Annotated in this window: 14 protein-coding genes and 1 tRNA gene; 11 read left to right on the forward strand and 4 right to left on the reverse strand. The window is 67.8% G+C overall.

All coding sequences use genetic code 11. The annotated features are described in order from the left end of the window. Positions 1-138: 138 nt before the first annotated feature. Entirely contained in the window at positions 139-1,323 is a 1,185-nt protein-coding gene (locus tag ACQY5G_RS05555) for an HNH endonuclease (protein WP_428277783.1), read from the forward strand. On the opposite strand, the gene ACQY5G_RS05560 is transcribed toward ACQY5G_RS05555, so the two are convergent. The 4 genes from ACQY5G_RS05560 to ACQY5G_RS05575 all read right to left on the reverse strand — a co-directional run bounded on the left by ACQY5G_RS05560 (position 1,306) and on the right by ACQY5G_RS05575 (position 5,490). Beyond that, a complete protein-coding gene (locus tag ACQY5G_RS05560; protein WP_428277785.1) occupies positions 1,306-2,292 on the reverse strand; it encodes a DNA cytosine methyltransferase in 987 nt (328 codons plus the stop codon). The genes ACQY5G_RS05555 and ACQY5G_RS05560 overlap by 18 nt on opposite strands. Next, the gene (locus tag ACQY5G_RS05565; RefSeq protein WP_428277787.1) at positions 2,289-2,828 is read right to left on the reverse strand and encodes a very short patch repair endonuclease; all 540 of its coding nucleotides are present in this window, start codon (positions 2,826-2,828) and stop codon (positions 2,289-2,291) included. The genes ACQY5G_RS05560 and ACQY5G_RS05565 overlap by 4 nt, the downstream gene beginning before the upstream one ends. Positions 2,829-3,408: 580 nt before the next feature. Beyond that, positions 3,409-3,483: transfer RNA gene (locus tag ACQY5G_RS05570), tRNA-Ile, on the reverse strand. 432 nt (positions 3,484-3,915) lie between these two features. Next, positions 3,916-5,490 (reverse strand): alkaline phosphatase D family protein, encoded by a 1,575-nt coding sequence (locus ACQY5G_RS05575; protein ID WP_428277789.1) that lies wholly within the window; start codon positions 5,488-5,490, stop codon positions 3,916-3,918. A 69-nt stretch (positions 5,491-5,559) separates the two neighbouring features. Between ACQY5G_RS05575 and ACQY5G_RS05580 the strand changes: the two genes are divergently transcribed. The 10 genes from ACQY5G_RS05580 to ACQY5G_RS05625 all read left to right on the forward strand — a co-directional run bounded on the left by ACQY5G_RS05580 (position 5,560) and on the right by ACQY5G_RS05625 (position 19,793). Continuing rightward, entirely contained in the window at positions 5,560-6,579 is a 1,020-nt protein-coding gene (locus ACQY5G_RS05580) for a DUF4837 family protein (RefSeq protein WP_428277791.1), read from the forward strand. A gap of 67 nt (positions 6,580-6,646) precedes the next feature. Then, complete coding sequence (gene dnaE, locus ACQY5G_RS05585; protein ID WP_428277793.1) at positions 6,647-10,126, forward strand: DNA polymerase III subunit alpha; 3,480 nt, start codon at positions 6,647-6,649, stop codon at positions 10,124-10,126. A gap of 110 nt (positions 10,127-10,236) precedes the next feature. Continuing rightward, on the forward strand, positions 10,237-11,184 hold the full coding sequence (locus tag ACQY5G_RS05590) for an acetyl-CoA carboxylase carboxyltransferase subunit alpha (protein WP_428277795.1): 948 nt from the start codon (positions 10,237-10,239) through the stop codon (positions 11,182-11,184). After that, positions 11,181-12,224, forward strand: a complete 1,044-nt coding sequence (locus ACQY5G_RS05595; RefSeq protein ID WP_428277797.1) for a PSP1 domain-containing protein — start codon at positions 11,181-11,183, stop codon at positions 12,222-12,224. Before ACQY5G_RS05590 ends, ACQY5G_RS05595 begins: the two co-directional genes overlap by 4 nt. Continuing rightward, positions 12,224-13,747 carry a methionine--tRNA ligase gene (gene metG, locus ACQY5G_RS05600; RefSeq protein ID WP_428277799.1) on the forward strand — a complete coding sequence of 508 codons (1,524 nt, stop codon included), beginning with the start codon at positions 12,224-12,226 and terminating at the stop codon, positions 13,745-13,747. The genes ACQY5G_RS05595 and metG overlap by 1 nt, the downstream gene beginning before the upstream one ends. A gap of 316 nt (positions 13,748-14,063) precedes the next feature. After that, complete coding sequence (locus ACQY5G_RS05605) at positions 14,064-14,885, forward strand: M23 family metallopeptidase (RefSeq protein ID WP_428278651.1); 822 nt, start codon at positions 14,064-14,066, stop codon at positions 14,883-14,885. A gap of 83 nt (positions 14,886-14,968) precedes the next feature. Beyond that, positions 14,969-15,730: a hypothetical protein gene (locus ACQY5G_RS05610; RefSeq protein ID WP_428277801.1), complete on the forward strand. Its 762-nt coding sequence runs from the start codon at positions 14,969-14,971 to the stop codon at positions 15,728-15,730. Between the two features lie 34 nt (positions 15,731-15,764). Next, on the forward strand, positions 15,765-17,942 hold the full coding sequence (locus ACQY5G_RS05615) for a 3-hydroxyacyl-CoA dehydrogenase NAD-binding domain-containing protein (protein WP_428277803.1): 2,178 nt from the start codon (positions 15,765-15,767) through the stop codon (positions 17,940-17,942). Continuing rightward, the gene (locus ACQY5G_RS05620; RefSeq protein ID WP_428277805.1) at positions 17,943-19,010 is read left to right on the forward strand and encodes a DUF402 domain-containing protein; all 1,068 of its coding nucleotides are present in this window, start codon (positions 17,943-17,945) and stop codon (positions 19,008-19,010) included. It abuts the gene before it with no gap. A 111-nt stretch (positions 19,011-19,121) separates the two neighbouring features. Then, positions 19,122-19,793 carry a M50 family metallopeptidase gene (locus ACQY5G_RS05625; protein ID WP_428277807.1) on the forward strand — a complete coding sequence of 224 codons (672 nt, stop codon included), beginning with the start codon at positions 19,122-19,124 and terminating at the stop codon, positions 19,791-19,793. The last annotated feature ends 3 nt before the right edge of the window (positions 19,794-19,796 follow it).

Raw genomic sequence — 19,796 nt, forward strand, 5'->3', positions numbered from 1 at the left:
TGTCATGTGAGTGCCGTACTGAATTGGCCGTTTCGTACCACCCGTCCGCACCGCCTCCGGATCGGCCCTTGTGGGGATCGTCCCTCGCGGAGACCTTCCACCGCGCAAACACTGCAAAAGCATGGCCGGAGGGACAACGTGAGGATCTCGCGCCGCACGAGCGGAGGTCGGGGAGAATATGAGCTGAGCGAAAGCCACGGCGAAGTGACGCCTACCGACGTCGTCGGACGGCGATTCTTCGTGGCGTTCGACGACGACTGGTCAATCGATTCCGGGGTAACGCTCACTAGCCAAGGAGGCAAGAGACGACTTCGCCTTCAGGACGCTTCGATCCATCTCCACCGGCAGATCGCAGCGTCGCTGTTGATGCCTTCTCCGGTTCGCGCTGACGACGCACTGGGAAGCGGGCGACCTATCCTCATGTCTGATCGATACGCCATTGAGCACATTGAGTTAAGCGACGTTGCTCTCCAAGGGCCTAGCCGCGTCACCGTGCGCATCGGCGAAATCACTCTTCGCAATTACAATTTACACGCCGAGTTTCTCCACTATCCCGGACGCGTAGAGAGCGTGAAGCAGCTTTGGGCTAGTGCAGACAAGCTGCCTGACGAGATCGCAGACCTGCTACGCGCGCACCAGAGCCTCGTGACAGCCGGTACCGCAGTGCCTCTCCGTGGAGAGCAGATCGTGACTGCCCTTCAAGATCGACTCTCAGAGCTCGGACCGGATTTCCGGATCTATCGACAAGGAGGGGAGGATGTAGTACCTGATCTTCTCGAAACGCTCGAACTTGCCAAGGTGCCGCCGGAACCTCCGCTGCATGTCGCCGAGATCGACCCTAGTGCACTTGAGCTTCGCCGCCGCACAGTTCGCGAATGGCGTCGATGGGCAGCCGCCCGCGGTGCAGCGAGTGCGCGCTTCCGGCAAGACGTTCGTATTGCATACGACTGGACCTGCCTTGTGTGCGGGCAGCGCTATCCCCGAACATCGCTCAATCGGATGGCTGGCGTGGACGCCGCCCACATACTCCCCTGGGCGGACTACGAACTCGACCGGGTTGCGAATGGCCTCTGCCTGTGTAAGCAACACCATTGGGCCTTCGATGAAGGTTTGCTGGTCTTAGCTTGGGATGGTGAAAAGTACATCTTAGAAATGCCAGATGCCGCCGTAGCCACAATTCGCAATGAATGCCCAACTTTCGGGTTCACAGACCTTCTTAAGCACACGGGTCCGGTAGCAGTAGAGCGATTGCCCGCGCGTATCGAAGATCGACCGGATCCACAGCTACTCGCCCTCTACTACGAATTATATCACCGGAGCTAGCTCACGGGAGCTAACGCGATCTCCCGTTGTATCCGCACAGTCCCAACTCGCCAACCCCATCAAATATGTCTCGATCCGCCGAGCAAGCCACTCCGCCACCGGGACCGTCACGGCGTTGCCAAGTGCATGGTATCGAGGTGAATCGGGATCCGTGGCGAGAGACGATCCATTTTCGGACACGGTCCAACCATCTGGGAATCCCTGCAGTCGTTCCGCTTCAATGGGCATGTAGCGCCGAACACGTCCATCCGGATAGCTCACGTAGTTTCTGCTCCAGTCGGTGCCTGTGTGGCGCGCCGAGCATGCATACAAGCAGTACGCAAGAGCTGGTGTCACGGGCCCTTTGCTAGGATTTCCAACGCGTGTCTTAAAGGGGGAAACAGGTTTCTTCCCATTCGATCGACCCTTCTGATGATCCCCCGTGCCGCGTTGGGGCTCAAAAAGTATTCCTCCGGGACCTCGCCGGTCACGATGGCAGCCGACAATGAAGACTCTCGAACGTGACTGGGGGACTCCGAAGTACCTGCTGTTAAGCACGCGCCATCCCACGCCATACCCGAACGAGGCCAGAGTTTGAATAATGATTTGGAAATCTCGGCCTCCGTGGGAAGAGAGGAGACCCGGCACGTTCTCGATGACAACAACTCTGGGGCGACCTGACTCAAGAAGTCGAGAAAACTCAAAAAAGAGTCCAGATCGTCGCCCCTTAAGCCCAGCTCGCGGCCCCATTCGCGCCACTGAGACGTCCTGACAGGGGAATCCTCCCGCCCAGACGTCGGAAACAGGGATGTCTGTGTGGCTGACGTTGCTGATGTCTTCATGTCGCTTCACATCCGGCCAGTGTCGTTGAAGAATCGAACTGCAAAACTTGTCTATTTCACACTGAAACGTGATCTCGAACCCGGCTCGCTCGAAGCCAAGATCGAACCCCCCTATCCCGGTGAACAGGGATGCGATTCGATAGGTCAATTCTCCACCCTCGGGAGATCGGCCCTGAGACGGTCCAGTACGGCAAGCGAATTACGTTTCATTTCACACTCCCATACCACGATAGGTTTCCAGCCCATGTTCTTGCAGGCCTCCTGTGTCATCCGATCCCGCTCGGCATTTCTGTCGAGCTTCCTGTTCCAGTAATCTTCATTAGTCTTGGGGCGTCGTCCCCTTTGGCACTCGTGCCCGTGCCAAAAACACCCGTGCACAAAAATCACGACCTTGTATTTGGGAAGCACAATGTCCGGCTTACCGGGAAGATCGTTTCGGTGGAGCCTGAAGCGATAACCTTCCGCATGCAACAATTTTCGCAAAGCGCGTTCCGGCCGAGTGTCCTTTCCCTTGATCTGGCGCATGATCCAACTGCGCTTCTCCGGAGTGACCGCGTCCACCATATCGGCACCGCTAGTCAAGCTTGAGGTGTGTTTGACGCGGGTCGGACTCAACGATGACCACACGATTGCTAACCTCACACAAAGAGTCGACTTCGCTTCGCGTGAGAACTCGGCGACCATTCCTGTCTCGGTAGCGTGCATCTTGGATTCTGCCTGCACGAACCCATCGGAAGTACGTCGACCGACTCACACCGGCGCGGTCAAGGGCTTCGCCGATTCTGAAATAGGTTGTCCCGCCCAGCTGAATTGCCACATTGTTCACCGTGTTGGCACGTATCGATACGCTACGATACGTCGTGGCACACCAAAACGCAAGCTTGCAAGGAGGAGCGCGTCTGCTTGGGAACGGACCAGCTAATCGGTGTGCCGTTCACTTCGAACGCGGAATCGCTGGGAAGCGTACGTAGGATCCTCGCGGGCGGACTGACGAGCCGGAAGTTGTTGCAACAGGCCATCAAAGACTGGCGCGCCGACCACCCCGCGCGTCTGGACGGAGGGGGTGGAGGGCTGGGCGCAGTGACCGGGGAGCGTGGGCCCGGGTAGATTTGGTGAAGCAGCGTCCCCTGGCGGGGCCGATGCTTCACCGAGCTCGCGCCCGGGACGGGCGCTCGGTTGAACTACCGAGGCGGCATGATCGTCCGTGAGGTCGGGTCTGGACTCGGAGTCTAAGGCTAAGGCTGGGATACCAAGGCAGGAGTCATGGGCCCGGGTGGAGTTGAACCACCGACCTCACGCTTATCAGGCGTGCGCTCTAACCAGGCTGAGCTACGGGCCCCGAAGAAGACCGGCGCGCGACCGCTTCGTTCGAGACGGAGGGTCGGGCGCCGGGCGGACTCCATCCTATGGGCCCGGCGCGGCGGGTTCAAGTTTCCTGGACGCCGGGGATTCCACTCCTGGGCTCGTCATCTCCCGCCGGGTGTCATTCTCGATCGCAATTGACGGTAGCCACCCGCAGGTCGCGGCTTTGTGACCGGGGAGCGTGGGCCCGGGTAGAGTTGACAAAACAGCGTCCCCTGACGGGGCCGATGTTTTATCGAGCTCGCGCCCAGCGGGGCGCTCGGTTGAACCACCGACCTCACGCTTATCAGGCGTGCGCTCTAACCAGGCTGAGCTACGGGCCCCGAAGAAGACCGGCGCGCGACCGCTTCGTTCGAGACGAGGGTCGGGCGCCGGGCCGACTCCATCCTGTGGGTGCGGCGCGGCGGGTTCAAGTTTCCTGGGCGCCGGGGACTCCGTTCTCGACGACGTAGCTGGCGCGGGTGGCGATGGGGGCGTTGGGGCGGGTGACGTAGGGCATGACGCGGAAGTCGGTTCGCAACTGCTGCGGCGACAGGCTGCAGCGGACGTAGCCGCGTTGGGCGTTGAAGAACTTGATGTGGGGGTTGTGGCTCATGGCGTTGTCGCCCTGGGGGCCGGTGTCGACGCCGTCTCCGCTGGAGGAGATGGAGGTTCCGGCGAATTCGGTTCCGACGACCGGAGAGTCCGCGCGGTCGAAGTCGAGTTTGAGGTCGTTGACCCAGTTGGTGTGGAGGTCGCCGGTGAGGACGATGGGGTTCGAGGGGCGGCGGTCGTGGAGGAAGGTCATGAGGCGGGCGCGGTCGGCGGGGTAGCCGTCCCATTTGTCCATGGGGAGGGTCAGGGTCTCGGTGCCCTCGAGGAGGCGGGCCATGAAGACCTGGTTGGCGAGGACGTTGTAGCGGGCGGACGACTGGTCGAGGCCGTCGAGGAGCCAATCGGCCTGCGAAGCCCCGAGGATGGTGGCGGACTCGGCGTGTTGTTCGGGGCAGGGGGGTTGGCGGCGGCCTCCGCAGGGCTGGAGGGTGCGGTACTGGCGGGTGTCGAGGACGTGGAGGCGCATCAGCGAGCCGAAGTCGAGGCGGCGGTAGAGCTGGGCGTCGGGGCCGGTGGGGAGGGAAGTTCGCCGGAGGGGGAAGTGTTCGTACAGCGCCTGGAAGGCGGCGGTGCGGCGGGCGAGGAAGGCTTCCCGCGGCATCTGCTCGGTGTTGTGGAGGCCGGCCCAGTCGTTGTCGACCTCGTGGTCGTCGGGGGTGAAGACCCAGGGGGCGGCGGCGTGGGCGGCCTGGAGGTCGGGATCCCTTTTATATAGGGCGTACCGCGCGCGGTAGGCCTCGAGGGTGCGGGGTTCCTCGGCGTCGTGGCGGCGGACGAGGTCGTTCCGGAGGCCGGGGCCGCTCTCGTAGATGTAGTCCCCGAGGTGGATGACGAGGGACGGGGTCTCGGCGGCCATGTGGCGGAAGCCGGTGTACCAGCCGCGCTCGTAGTGCTGGCAGGAGACGAAGACGAAATCGAAGCGGTCCGGGAGGGCGCCGGGGGCCGGTGCGGTGCGGGTGCGGCCGGCGGGGCTCGTCGCGCCGGCGGCGTGGAAGCGGTACCAGTAGTCGCGTTCGGGGTCGAGGCCGTCGACCTCCACGTGGACGGAACGGCCGAGTTCGGCGAGGGCGGCGGCTTCTCCGCTGCGGACCACGCTCCCGAAGCCCTCGTCCGAGGCCACCTCCCAGCGCACGGGGAAGGCGGCGGCGGGGTCTCCGGGGAGAGCGAGGAGGCGGGTCCAGAGGACGACGCCGTCGGCGGCGGGCTCGCCGGAGGCCACCCCGAGTTCGAACGGGAACCGGTCCGCCGATACCGGGCGGGCGGCGCGCGGGCCGAGTTCGCGGCCGCGCACGGAGGCGCCGGGGCCGAACTGCGCGAGGGGGAGCGGGGCGAGCGCGCAGAACGCGGCGGAGCGGGTCCAGGCGGCGAGGAAATCGCGGCGCGACGTCACGGTGAAAACCGTCCTTCGAGGGGTCCTCTTCGATTGCCGCCGCCAGCCGCCCGGTCTAGCTTCACTCGCATGAAAAATCGTCCCTTCCGCGCCCTGACGGCGCTCCTCGCGGCCGCGCTCCCGATCCTCTCCGCCTGCAGCAAGCAGACGGCCTTCGGAGAGGCGAACAGCCTCATCATCCTCGCTCCCGAATCGCTCTCGCTGCAAGTGGAGGAGGAGACCCGGCAGGTGCTGGAGCCCACGATCTTCACGAGCCGCGACGAGAAACAGTACGAGGTCACCTTCGTCGATCCGGGTCACGAAAGCGCGGGCGAACTGAGACTGTTCCGTAACCTCATCGTGTTCGGGACGGCGGACGATCCGCTCCTGCTCGAGGTGGCGGAAGAGGCGGGCCAGGACCTCTCCGCGCTGGAGCCGGGGCGCGTCTTCCAGGCCTCCGATGTCTGGGCGCTGGGCCAGACGGTGACGGCCGCGCTCCTCCGGTCGGGCCGGGAGGCGGAGTCGTGGGTGGCGGCGCTGCCGTCGGTCCTGAACGCGGTGGACACGAGCTACCGCCAGCTGGTGCTGCGGCGGATGTTCGCGACGGCGGCGGATACCGCGCTCAGGACGGATCTGGGGCGGCGGTTCGGGTTCTCCCTCCTCGTTCCCCAGGTCTACGACCGGATCGCCCGGGATCTCGGCGGGGGCGACAGTCTCGTCATCCTGCGCAACGACAACCCGGACCCGAGCGAACTCATCCGCTCGGTCCTCGTCGCCTGGCGCCCGAACGCGGACTCGCTGACGAGGGAACTTGCGCTGGAGTGGCGCGCGGAGATCGACGGCACGCACTACAACGTCCCGCAGCGCATCGACGACTCGAATTCAAGCGTGGTCAACTTCATGTGGGAGGGCCGCCCGGCGCTGGAAGTGACCGGGGTGTGGCAGGACGAGACGGGCGGGTTCCCCGCGGCGGGCCCGTTCATCGTCTGGCTGGTCGACTGTCCGGCGCGTACGTACTTCGTCGATGCGTGGCTCTATTCGCCGAACCGGCCCAAGTACGAGTACATGCTGCAGCTGCAGGAGATACTCGGATCGTTCCGCTGCGCCTAGCCGAACGCTGCGCCTAGCCGAACGCGACAACCGAATCTGACACGCCTGGCCGGACAGGGTCGCCTGGATGCCGTTCGTACATCTACACACACATAGCGAGTACTCGCTCCTCGACGGCGCGAACCGGATCGACGACCTCATCGACCGCGCGATCGAACTCGGCATGCCGGCCCTCGCCCTCACGGACCACGGCAACCTCCACGGCGCGTGGGAGTTCCAGGAGAAGGCCCGCGCCAAGGGGATCAAGCCGATCCTCGGCTGCGAGGTCTACGTCGCGTACGGCGACCGCCGCGCCCGCAGGCGGGAAGAGGGCGCCCCGGCCCTCAACGCCCACCTCCTTCTGCTCGCCGAGAACCGGCGCGGGTACCAGAACCTCGTGAAGCTCTCGTCGATCGGGTACACGGAGGGCTTCTACCGCCGCCCCCGCGTGGACCGCGAGGTGCTTGAGAAGTATGCGGAGGGGATCATCTGCCTCTCCGCCTGCCTCGCCGGCGAAGTCCCGCGCTACCTGCAGTACGAGCGGTACGACGAGGCGAAGGAGGCGGCGGAGTGGCACGCGCGGGTGTTCAAGGACCGGTACTGGCTCGAACTCCAGAACCACGGGATTCCGAAGCAGGACGTCATTAACAAGGGGATCATCCAGCTCTCCGAGGAACTCGGACTCCCGCTCGTCGTGACGAACGACGCGCACTACCTGCGGCGCGAGGACGCGGACGCGCACGACACGCTCCTCTGCATCGGGACGGGCAAGGACAAGGACGACCCCGACCGGCTCCGCTTCCACGGGGAGGAGAGCTACTTCAAGACCGCCGACGAGATGGCGGAACTCTTCCCGGACCTGCCCGGCCTGCTCGCCGAGACGGTGAAGATCGCGGACCGGTGCAACGTCGAGTTCGAGAAGCAGTACCAGCTGCCCGATTTCCCGCTCCCGGACCGCTTCCCCGGACCCATGGCGATGCTGCGCCACGAGGCGACGGAGGGGGCGAAGGCCCGGTACGGCGATCCCCTGCCCGAGGCGGTGCGCGAGCGCCTCGACTACGAACTCGGGGTCATCGGGAACACGGGGTACGCGGGATACCTGCTCATCGTCTGGGACTTCATCGTCGCGGCGCGCGAACGCGACATCCCGGTCGGGCCCGGCCGCGGGTCGGCCGCGGGGTCGATCATCTGCTACGCGCTCGGCATCACGGACGTGGACCCGCTCGAGTTCGACCTCCTCTTCGAGCGCTTCCTGAATCCGGAACGCGTCTCGATGCCGGACATCGACATCGACTTCTGCTACGAGCGCCGCGGCGAGGTCATCGACTACGTGCGGGAGAAGTACGGACAGGCCTCCGTTGGGCAGATCATCACCTTCGGGACGATGAAGGCGCGCGCCGTGATCCGGGACGTGGGCCGGGTCCTCGGCTTCTCGCCGTCGGACACGGATCGTCTCGCGAAGCTCGTGCCGTCGACGCCGGGGTACTCGCTCACGGTGGCGCAGGCGCGGAAGAAGGTGGGGGAACTCGCCGAGCGCGACCGCGAGGACCCGCAGGTCAAGAAGCTCCTCGACTACGCCCAGCGCATCGAGGGACTCGCGCGCCACAGCTCCGTGCACGCGGCGGGGGTCGTGATCGCGCCGGGGCCGCTCGACGACTACGTGCCGATCTGCGCGGACAACAAGACCGGCGCCGTGATCACGCAGTTCGACATGAACGCGCTCGAAGCGGCGGGCATGCTCAAGATGGACTTCCTGGGCCTGCGCACGCTCACCGTGATCGACGACGCCGCGCGGAACGTGAAGGAGCGGCACGGGATCCGCGTGGACTGGGAGGAGATCGGCCTCGAGGACCCCGCCGTGTACGGGATGCTCGCCGGCGGCAGCACGAGCGGCGTCTTCCAGTTCGAGTCCAGCCTCGCGACGGACAAGCTGCGCGCGATGCGCTGCGACCGCTTTGACGACCTCGTCGCGGTCAACGCGCTCATCCGCCCGGGTCCGCTCGATTCGGGGATGACGGACGTCTACATCGCCAGGAAGCGCAGCATCGCGGTGGTCGAGTACCCGCACCCCGACCTCGAGGAGATCCTCGAGCCGACGTACGGGGTCATCACCTACCAGGAGCAGGTGATGCGGGCCGCGAACATCCTGGCCGGCTTCTCGCTCGCCGAAGCGGACGTACTCCGGAAGGCGGTGGGAAAGAAGGACAGCGACCTCACGGACGAGGTCCTCGAGGAGTTCGTCGAGCGCGCGGTCGAGCGCGGGGTCGCGAAGGCCAAGGCGGACGAGATCGCCGAACTCATCCGCACCTTCGGCCGCTACGGCTTCAACAAGGCGCACAGCGTCGCGTACGCCCTCCTCTCCTACCGGACCGCGTGGCTGAAGGCGCACTATCCGGCCGAGTTCATGGCCGGCCTCCTCTCGTCCGAAATCGGGAGCACCGATTCGGTCGTGCAGTACATCGGGGCGGCGCGGTCGCTCGGGATCCGCGTCCTTCCCCCGTCGGTCTCGGAATCGGGCTACCGCTTCACCGTAGTCGACGATCCCGATGACGCGGCGAAGTCGGCGATCCGCTTCGGGCTGGGCGCGATCAAGGGGGTGGGGCAGTCGGCGATCCAGTCGATCCGGGCGGCCCGCGAGGAGTCCCCGTTCGAGAGCTTCATGGACTTCCTCGAGCGGATCGATCTGCGGCTCAACAACTCGCGCGTGATCCAGGCGCTGATCGGCGCCGGGGCGCTCGACGACATGGGCGACCGCGCGGCCCTCTCCGACGGCCTCGAGGTCATGCTCAACGAGGCGCAGCTCCGCCGGCAGGAGGCGGAGAGCGGGCAGACGAGCCTCTTCGGGGGCGAGTCGGCGGAGACGCGGCCGGAGGTCGAACTCCCGATCGTGTCCGCGTGGAGCGAGCGCGACCGGCTGCGCGAGGAGAAGGAACGCCTCGGGTTCTACATCTCGGGCCACCCCCTCGAGCGCTACCGGGATCTCGTCGAGCTGTACTCGCTGGAGGCGAAGACGACGAACCTGCGCGAGCGCCGCGACCGGAAGGTGGAGGTCCCCTGCGTCGTCACCGAGACCTCGGTCCGCACCGCGCGCAAGGACGGCCGGGAGTGGGCGCGTCTCACGATCGAGGACTTCCACGGGACGGCGACGACGCTCGTGTTCGGCGACGTCTGGCAGAAGAACCGCGACCTCCTCACCGACGACCGTCCGGTTCTGATCGCGGGCACGGTGTCCGGCAACTCGCGGGATGACGACGATCCGCCCATCTTCCTCGACTCCGTGCGCCCGCTGGCGGACGTGCGCGACGAGGGACAGGTGGGGATCCTGATCGAACTCCGGGAGGATGAACAGCCGGAGCCCGGCGCGTTCGCGCGCGCCAAAGAGCTGCTGGAGGCTTCGCCGGGGCGCGGCCCGCTCTACCTCGAAGCCGGCTCCGCGGAGCCGGAGGACGAGGCGCGACCCTCGCGATTCGCGTCGCGATCGCTGCGCGTGGACCCGACGCCGACCCTCGTCGAGGAGCTGCGCGGACTGCTCGGCGGAAGCGGCGTGAGACTGGTCCGGAGTCGCTGACGGTTCGGCGCCTCTCCGGCCCCCCGCTGGCCGGATCACCGTCCGCGGGCCCATTTTGTGCGGTCAGCCGGCGGATGGATGTCGGCTCCGGGACCGAGAGATGATCGCGTATGTCGATAGAACACGAGGGCTTGGCCGAGCTCCGCAGCCATGTGGAGGAGCTTCGGAACAAGGCCAGAGAGCGCGGGATCGACGTGAGCGCCGAGCTGGGGCCGCTGGAAGCCCAGCTCGCCGCTGCGCACGATGAGGCCATGGCCCGGCTCTCGCGTTTCGACCGCGTAAAGCTCGCCCGCAACCAGGACCGCCCCTTCTCGCTCGACTACATCCAGGGCATCGGCACGGACTTCTTCGAGCTGAGAGGCGACCGGGTCTTCCGCGACGACCCGGCGATCGTCGGCGGCTGGCTCAAGCTCGACGGCCGCTCCGTCATGGTCATCGGGCACCAGAAGGGCCGGGAGATGAAGGAGAACCTGCGCCGCAACTTCGGTTCTCCCCATCCCGAGGGGTACCGCAAGGCGAAGCGCCTGCTGCGGCTGGCCGAGAAGTTCGGCCGCCCCGTCATCACCTTCATCGACACGCAGGGGGCGTATCCCGGCATCGGCGCGGAGGAGCGGGGCCAGGCGGAGGCGATCGCCCGCAACCTCGCCGTGATGGCGGGGCTGCGCGTGCCCATCGTGAGCTGCGTCATCGGCGAGGGAGGCTCGGGCGGCGCCCTCGGGATCGGCGTGGCGGACCGCGTCCTGATGATGGAGAACGCGATCTACTCGGTGATCTCGCCCGAGGGGTGCGCCGCGATCCTGTGGCGGAGCCGCGAGCACTCCGACAAGGCGGCGGAGGCGCTCAAGCTCACCGCCCGCGACCTGCAGGATCTGGGCGTGGTGGATCACGTCATCCCGGAGCCCCGGGGAGGGGCGCACACGGATCCGGAGGCCGCGGTCGAAGCGATGGGCGCCGCGATCCGGCGCCACCTGCGGGAGCTTGCGAAGCTGGAGCCGGGCGACCTCGTCGAGGCGCGGCGGGACAAGTACTACGCCATCGGCGCCTGGGAGGAGAGGTGAGCGAGGGCCGGCGGCCGCGCCCCGTGCGACCGCCCGCGGCGCCCCCGAGTCCGGCGGCACCCCCGACTCCTGCGGCGCCCCCGACTCCCGCGGCGCCCCCGAGCCCCGCGGCGCCCCCGAGCCCCGCGACGACGCCGGATCCCGTCGCGTCGCAGGGTCCGGCCGCGGGCGCGCGGAGCCAGATCCTCGAGGTCCAGTTCAAGGGCCTTCGCTCCGACTTCTTCGCCTTCAGCGGCGTTCCCCCGCTGGCGGAGCGGGAGTACGTCGTCGTGGAGGCGGACCGCGGGCAGGACATCGGGTGGGTGAAGCGCGCGGCCTCGGCCGGGGACCTGGCCTGCGAAGGGGGCTGCGACAGCGTGGGCGACCGCCAGGTCCCGCCGCCGTCCCGCCGCGTGATCCGCCGCGCCGCGCCGGCCGACGTCCTGCGGCTGCAGCAGCTGCGCGACCAGGAACTCGAAGTGCGCCGGCGCACCCGCGAACTCGCGATGAAACACCGGCTGCGGATGAAGGTGAGCGAGGCGGAGTGGCAGTGGGACCGCAACAAGCTCACGGTCTACTTCACCGCGGAGAAGCGGGTCGACTTTCGCGCCCTGGTTCGGGACATGGCCCGCTCGTTCCGGACCCGGATCGACCTCCGGCAGATCGGCGTCCGCGACGAGGCGCGCCGTCTCGGGGGGCTCGGCCGCTGTCGCCGCGAACTCTGCTGCCGCTCGTGGCTCACCTCCATCGAACCCGTCACGCTGCAGCTCGCGAAGGACCAGGGGCTCTCCCTCAATCCAAGCCAGATTTCGGGCGCCTGCGGCCGTCTCATGAACTGCCTCCGCTACGAACACGCCGTGTACGCGCAGGCGAAGAAGCGCTTCCCGCCCGTCGGCCGGACGATCCGGACCGCGAAGGGCCGCGAGGACGTGAAGTCGTGGGACCTGTTCGAGGAGACGGTGTCGCTCGAGGCGGGGGACGGAGAGACCCGCACGATCCCCCTCGCCCAGCTGAAGGACGAGAGGCGCGAGGCGCGGCGCGCCGAGCTGGACCGCCGCTAGTGCCCCGGTTCTATCTCACGACGGCGATCGACTACTCGAACGGCGACCCGCACCTCGGACACGCGATCGAGAAGATCGGCGCCGACGTGGTCGCCCGCTACCGGCGCGCCTGCGGGGACGACGTCCATTTCCTCATCGGGATGGACGAACACGGGCAGAAGGTCCAGCAGGAGGCGGAGAAGCAGGGATCGGCCCCCGCGGAATGGGTCGACCGGATCGCCGAGGCGTTCCTGGATGTCTGGCGGCGCCTGGGCCTGTCGAACGACGACTTCATCCGGACCTCGGAGCCGCGCCACCACCGCGGCGTGACCGCGCTCATGGAGCGGATCGCCGAGAACGGGGACTTCCGCCGCTCGAAGTACGAGGGCCACTACTGCGCCGGGTGCGAGGCCTTCAAGAAGGACGACGAACTCGAGGACGGGCGCTGCCCGCTCCACCCAGGGCGCGAGATCGAGTGGACGGAGGAGGAGAACTGGTTCTTCAAGCTCTCCGACTACCGGGACACGCTCCTCGAACGCCTGCGGAACGACCCTGACTCCGTGCGGCCCCGGACGCGGCGCAACGAAATCATGCGCCTGCTGGAGTCGGGACTCGACGACATCTCGGCCTCCCGCTCCAGGATCCGCTGGGGCGTCCCCTTCCCGGGGGATGAGGGGCATACGGTCTACGTGTGGTTCGACGCGCTGTCCAACTACATCACGGCGATCGGCTATCCGGACGGCGAGGCGTTCGGGAAGTTCTGGCCCGCGGACCTCCACATCATCGGCAAGGACATCACCCGCTTCCACTGCGTGTACTGGCCGGCCATGCTGCTCGCGGCGGGCGTGGAGCCGGCGAAGAGCGTGTGGGGGCACGGCTTCATCAAGATCGGCGGGGCGAAGCTCTCGAAGTCGGCGGGCACGGAGCTGGGTCTCGTCGAACTCATCGAGCGGCACGGGCCGGACGCGCTGCGGTACTTCCTGCTGCGCGAGGTGCCCTGGGACGGCGACCGCGACTACCCCTCGACGGAAGCCTTCATCGAGCAGTTCGACCGCCGCTACACGACGGATCTCGCGAACGACCTCGGCAACCTCCTGAATCGCGTGGTCTCGATGGTCTCCAGGTACCGCGGAGGGGATGTGCCCCCGGCGCGGGGCGGAGAACTCGCGGACACGGCGGCGGCCGCCCTCGCGGAATACCGCGCGGCGATGGAGGGCTATCTGCTGCACAAGGGTCTGGCGGCGGCGTTCGACGTCGTGCGCGCGGCGAACGGGTTCGTGGACGAGACGAAGCCGTGGGCGCTCGCGAAGGCGGAGCGCGAGGAGGGCGCGGACGCGGGTGCGCTCGACGGGGTGCTGTCGCAGCTCATCGCGGCGCTCGGCGCGGTGGCCGCGATGCTCGCCCCCTTCACTCCGCGGAAGGCCGCGGAACTCTGGGGGACGCTGGGGGGCGACGGATCGCCGCCGGCCTTCGCGCGTCTCGAGCCCTCCGTGGCCGGGCTCCGGACCGTGCGTCCGGGCGGCGTGCTCTTCCCGCGCCCCTGATCGCCCGCCGCCTTCCGCCCGGAACGCTTCCGCCGGAACGCTTCCGTCCATAGCGGGTAAAACGTTGACACTGGTTGCCGCCCGCGACTAGCTTCACCGGTCGATTTCGCGGCTGCGGACGGGTTGTTGCCGCTTCGCGGGGACCGGCCGGGTAGCGTCACCGGCCTTTTTTTCGCCCATCTCACGGCTGAAAAACTTGAGAAAACCTTCGTACTGGACGATACAGATACTGCCCGGGAGTGGAGGGCGCGCGTGCAGCTATCGCGTTGAGAAACGCCGCGCGAAAGCTGCCGGAATCGCGGCCGCCGTGCTCCTGATGATGGCATCCGCCTTCGTCGCCAGCGTGCTGGGGCGGCAGGATGCGGCGGAGCAGCTTGCGCGCTATCGGGCCGAGAACCGGCAGCTGATCAGCAGCCTGCAGGCGATGGAGCGCCGCAGCGGACAGCTCAGCCGGGCGCTCGACGACCTCTCCGTGCGGGAACAGAGATTCCGGCTCGTCGCCGGCCTTCCGCTGCTCGATCCCGAGGTCTACTCGGTCGGCGTCGGCGGTCCCGGCGGCGTCGCCCCGACGAACGACGAGTTCTTCGAGATCGCCCCGGACCTGGCGCGGGAAGCCGGAGACGTGGCGGTCGACATCGATCAGTTGCTGCGACGCGCGGACCTGCTTCGAAGCAGCCTCACCGAGGCGGCGGATTCCGTCGGAACGCAGCGCGAGCGGTACCAGCGCATTCCGTCGATCTGGCCGGTCCAGGCGGAGGGTTCCTTCCTCTCCTCGGGCTTCAGCCATAACCGGCTGCATCCGCTGCTCGGGCTCCGGCGTCCGCATACTGCCGTCGACATTTCGGCCGATTACGGAAGTCCCGTGGTCGCGGCGGGGGCGGGGCGGGTCACCTTCGCCGGCTCGAAGACCGGGTACGGCCGTATCGTCGAACTCGATCACGGCGATGGCTACGAGAGCCGTTACGCCCACCTCGGCCGCATCGCGGTTCGCGTCGGCGAGCAGGTCCGGCGCGGCGACATGCTCGGGGAGGTCGGCGTCTCCGGGACGGCCACGGGTCCCAATCTCCACTACGAGGTCTGGGTCAACGGCCGCCCGGTGAACCCGGTCGGCTACTTCCTGGACAGCTACCGCCCATAGCACGGGCTGCTAGGCTACCGCCCTCGGCAGGAGCTTCTTAGATTCCGCCCACTTATCCGGACACCCCAACTGGAGTTCGATTGATGTCGAAGCTGCGTGTGGCTATCCCGCTTCTGGCGATCCTCCCGTTGCTGGCCGCCTGTGGCGGCAGAATCACCGTGCAGGTGACGGCGGACGAAGCCGCGTCCGAACCGGTGAACGACCTGGAAGTTCAGTTCCTTCCATTCGACCGCGACTCCCTGTTCGCGACCATCATCGCACAGGCCGCGACGCCGGAGCCGGAGATCCCGGCGGACCTCGAAGAGGCCTCCCTGACGGAGCAGGAGTTGCGGGACCGGTGGAGCACGGCGGAGTCGAGTTGGAACAACGTCCGCGATTCCATGCGGTCGATCACCACGCGACTCGACAATCTCGACGACCGCAGCCGGGAGTACCGGGAGCTGTTCGACCGGTTCGGCGATCTCGAGGATCGCGAAGGGGCCCTGAATCGCCAGCGACAGGCGGCGTTCGACGAGTTCAACGAGATGCAGCAGGCCACGCAGCAGCGCGTCGACTCGATCTGCATCGTCATCGATTCCTGGGAGGAAGCGGCGTTCGCCGGGTACGGCGACATCGAGGACGACCTCCTCATGGCGCTGGGAAGGGAAGTGATGGCGGACACCACCGACACCGATGGGGTCGCGTGGGCGTCGGCGTCCGGCGGGCCCTGGTGGATCCACGCGCGGGTGAACACCGCGGCCGGCGAACTCTATTGGAACGTGATGATCGACGAGGCCACGTCGGACACGCTGCGGCTGGAGCCGGGCAACGCCGAACTGCGACAGGGTGTGCGTCAGCGCTGCTAGCAGGCCCCTGGCTGCCGGGTAGCTGGGGGGACGCATGGTCGACAAGCCGACGCCGCTCAGGCTCGAGATCGACGCGGACAAGGTCGCCTGGCTGATCTTCGACGCGCCGGACTCCCAGGTGAACCTCCTCGACCTCCAGGTGATGCAGCGCCTGGACCACTATCTCACCGAACTCGAATCGCGGATCGCCACCGGGCACCCCATCGCGCTCGTGATCTGGAGCGCAAAGCCCGACACGTTCATCGCCGGCGCCGACGTCAACGAGATCGCCGAGATCGAGGACGAGGAGGACGGCCGCCGGAAGAGCGCCATGGGGCAGCGGATCTTCAGCCGGCTGGGGCGGCTCGGGATCCCGAAGATCGCCGCGATCCGCGGCGCCTGTCTGGGCGGAGGCACGGAACTCGCGCTCGCGTGCGACTGGCGACTCGCTTCGGATAGTCCCGCCACGACGATCGGCCTGCCCGAGATCAAGCTCGGGCTGATTCCCGGGTTCGGCGGCTCGGTGCGGCTGCCCCGCCTCATCGGGATCCAGCGGGCGCTCTCGATGATCCTCACGGGGAGAAGCCTCTCGGCGTCGCACGCGTATCGATACGGTCTCGTCGACCAGCTCTTCGACGACGCGGGTTTCCAGCATTCGGTCGCGCAGGTGGCCCTGGACGCCGTGCTCGGGCGGTTGGAGCGCGAACTCCCGCACGCGCCGGCGCGAGACCGCTTCCTGGAGAACACGCGCCTGGGTCGCCGCCTCCTGTTCCGGGGCGCCCGCAAGCGTGTACGCACCGCCTCCGGGACGCGATACCCCGCGGCGCTGAAGGCGATCGACGTCATCGAGGAGACGCTGGACCTGCCGATCGACGAAGCCCTCGCGATCGAGGCGAGGGGCCTGGGGGAAGTGGCCACGACGAACGTCTGCCGGAACCTCGTCCGGCTGTTCCGGGGAGGTCGCGCCGCGAACCGGACGTTCGCTCCGGAGATCGCGGCACAGCAGCGGGAAGTCAGGAAGGTCGCCGTCCTGGGGGCCGGCGTCATGGGGGGCGGGATCGCCGAACTCGCCGCCGCGCACGACATCCCCGTCATCCTCAAGGACATCGACCGGGAGGCGCTCGATGTCGGCCTGCGCCACGCGAGCGAACTCCTCCGGAAGGCGGGCAAGCGGGGCATCATTGCGCCGGAGGAGGTGGGGCTGAAGTTCGCGCTCATCCACGGCACGCTCGACTACGAGCAATTCGGCGATGTCGACGTTGTCATCGAGGCCGTCGTCGAACGGCTCCATGTGAAGCAGCAGGTTCTGCGTGATGTGGAGGCGGAGCTCCCCGCGCACGCCGTCTTCGCGACGAACACGTCCTCGTTGTCGGTGACGAAGCTGAGCGAGGCCGCCGCCCGGCCGGACCGGGTCGTCGGTCTCCACTTCTTCAATCCGGTGCACCGCATGCCCCTCGTGGAGATCATCCGCGGGGAGTCTTCCTCGGATGCGGCGCTCGCCGTCGTGTTCAAGCTCGCGCGGCGGCTGGGGAAGACGCCCGTGCTCGTCGCGGACCGGCCCGGGTTCCTCGTCAACCGGCTCCTCGCGCCGTACCTGAACGAAGTCGGGTTCCTGCTGGACGATGGCGCGGACGTGGCCCGCATCGACCGGACGCTGAAGGAGTTCGGGCTGCCGATGGGGCCCTGCCGGCTGCTCGATGAAGTCGGTTTCGACGTCGCGGCGCACGTCGCGAAGGAGATGGCCCGCGCGTACGGGGACCGCATGCGCCCCTCCGCGGCCCTGGAAGCGCTCACGGGCCTCGGCCGGCTCGGGAGGAAGAACGGTCGCGGCTTCTACAACTATGCGGACCGCAAGGAGCGCGTGGACCGGGAGGTGGGCCGTGCCTTCGGCTCCGGGGGCGGCGGCGTGAGACCCGACGAGATCATCGATCGCTGCCTGCTGATTTCCGTGAACGAAGCCATGTACGCGCTGGAGGAAGGCGTCGCGGCGGGGCCGGGAGATGTCGATCTCGCGATGGTGATGGGCACCGGATTTCCGCCGTTCCGCGGCGGACCGCTCGCCTGGGCGGAATCCCGCGGCGCGCACATGGTGCGCGACCGTCTTCTCGAACTGCGGGAGCGGCACGGGGACCGCTTCGCTCCGGCGCCCGGACTGGAAAGGCTCGCCGACACGGGCGGATCGTTCACGTCCGACGCCTTGTGGCGTGACCCGGGGTCTCGGCCGGACATGTAGGTGGGTTTCGACCTCCTGGGGGCACGGCGCCGCGCGCTGCGGGCCGCGCGCCGGATCCCGAAAGATGCGCCCCGCGTCGACGTGGAGGTTCGCCGCGGGATCCGCGTGCAGCGCTTTCGCCAGGAATTGCTCGCGGACGGCCCGAGGTGGAAGATCACGCTTCAGATCCTCGATGCGCGCTTCAAGCCGGTGAGGATCGACGAGGCCACGACCCTGCGGCCGGGCTCCCTCCTCATCTGGTTCCTTCGACCGGGGCAGCCCTTCGAGATCGGCGCCTTCTACCACGGCCGCGGCGCCTTCCAGGGCTACTACATCAACCTGATCCGGCCTCCGCGGCTGGAGTCCCCGCGCTGGATCATCGAGGACCTCTACCTCGACGTGTGGCTGCCCGAGGGAGGGGACGGCGTGTTGCTGGACGAGGATGAACTGGACGCCGCCGTCGCCCGCGGCGAGCTGACGGCCGGGGAGGCCGGGGAGGTGCGCGCGGTCGGCGCGAGGCTTCTCGCCCGGTCGAGGCGCCGCGGACGCCCCCGCTGGCTGCCCCGAAGCGTCGGGAGAAGCCCCGCGGAGTCCGTGCCGGCGCTCCGTCTGCGGCGGGACGCGCCGGGAACCTTCCACGCCGCGCGGATCTCGGGCCGCATCATCGCCTTCGGGCTCTACCTGATGGCGGCGGTCTCCGCGACGTCCGCCGGTTTCGCCGCCCTCACCGACGCGTTCCTGATCGCGGGTCCGGCGCAGGACGCCTGGCGGCTGACCATGCTGGGCGAGGCGCTCGTCCTGGCGCCGCTCGCCCTCGGGGGCTGGCTGCCCGCGACCCGCTGGCCGCAGCCGCCCCTGACCGACGAGCGCTCCCTCTTCATCGCGACGCTCGCCGCGGGGCTCGCCGTGCTCGCGCTCAGCGAACGCGCGGAGTGGGCCGGAGCCCTCCTTCCGGTGTACGCGACGCTGGGTCTCTTTTCGCTGGTCTTCGCCGTCTGCCGGTGGCGGTTCGACCGGGAAGTGCCGGTATTCGCGCTCGCGGGCGTCGCGATGACGCTCGTCGCGCTCGTCCTACTGATCGCAACGTGACGGCCCGCGGCCGCCCGACACCGGCCTGCGACCGCCCGACACCGGCGGCCGACCGACACCGGCTCCGGGTCGACCGACACCGGCGCCGGGCCCTTCCCGTATGAGGAACGCATGAACGATCAATCCAAGCGAAGAGTCCGCTTCCTGGCCGCGTTCATCGGCCTCTTCGCGGCCGTGTGGTTCCTCTGGGACACGCCCTTCGTGTATCCCGTGAAACTCTTCGTCGTCCTGCTGCACGAGATCAGCCACGGACTCGCGACGCTGGCGACGGGGGGCGAGATCCTCGCCATCGAGGTGACGCCGCGCGAAGGCGGGCTGTGCCGGTGCCCCGGCGGGAATGCGTTCCTGAGCCTGTCCGCGGGGTATCTCGGAAGTCTGCTGTGGGGCGGGCTGATGATCTGGGGCGCGGAACGCTTCCCGGCGCTCAGTTCGTGGTTTTCGGCGGCCCTCGCCCTGGTCGTGGGCGGCGCGACGCTGCTCTACACGCAGGAGTCCTTCGCCGTCGCGTTCGGGCTCGCCTTCTCCGCGGCGCTGCTCGCGGTGGCCTGGCGGGCGAGCGCCGGCGTGAACCGCGTCCTCCTCACCGCGCTCGGCCTCACGAGCTGCCTCTACGCGGTGCTGGACATCAAGAGCGACATCCTCGACCGGCCGGAGCTGCGGTCGGACGCCCGGATGCTGGCCGAACTCACCGGCATCCCCACGCTCGCGTGGGGCGGTCTGTGGATCGGCCTCGCGCTGCTGTTCTGCTTCTTCCTCTTCCGCTGGGCCTGGCGCCGCGCCTAGCGG

The organism is Candidatus Palauibacter sp. (assembly GCF_965261555.1).
In the GTDB taxonomy this organism is placed as follows: domain Bacteria; phylum Gemmatimonadota; class Gemmatimonadetes; order Palauibacterales; family Palauibacteraceae; genus Palauibacter.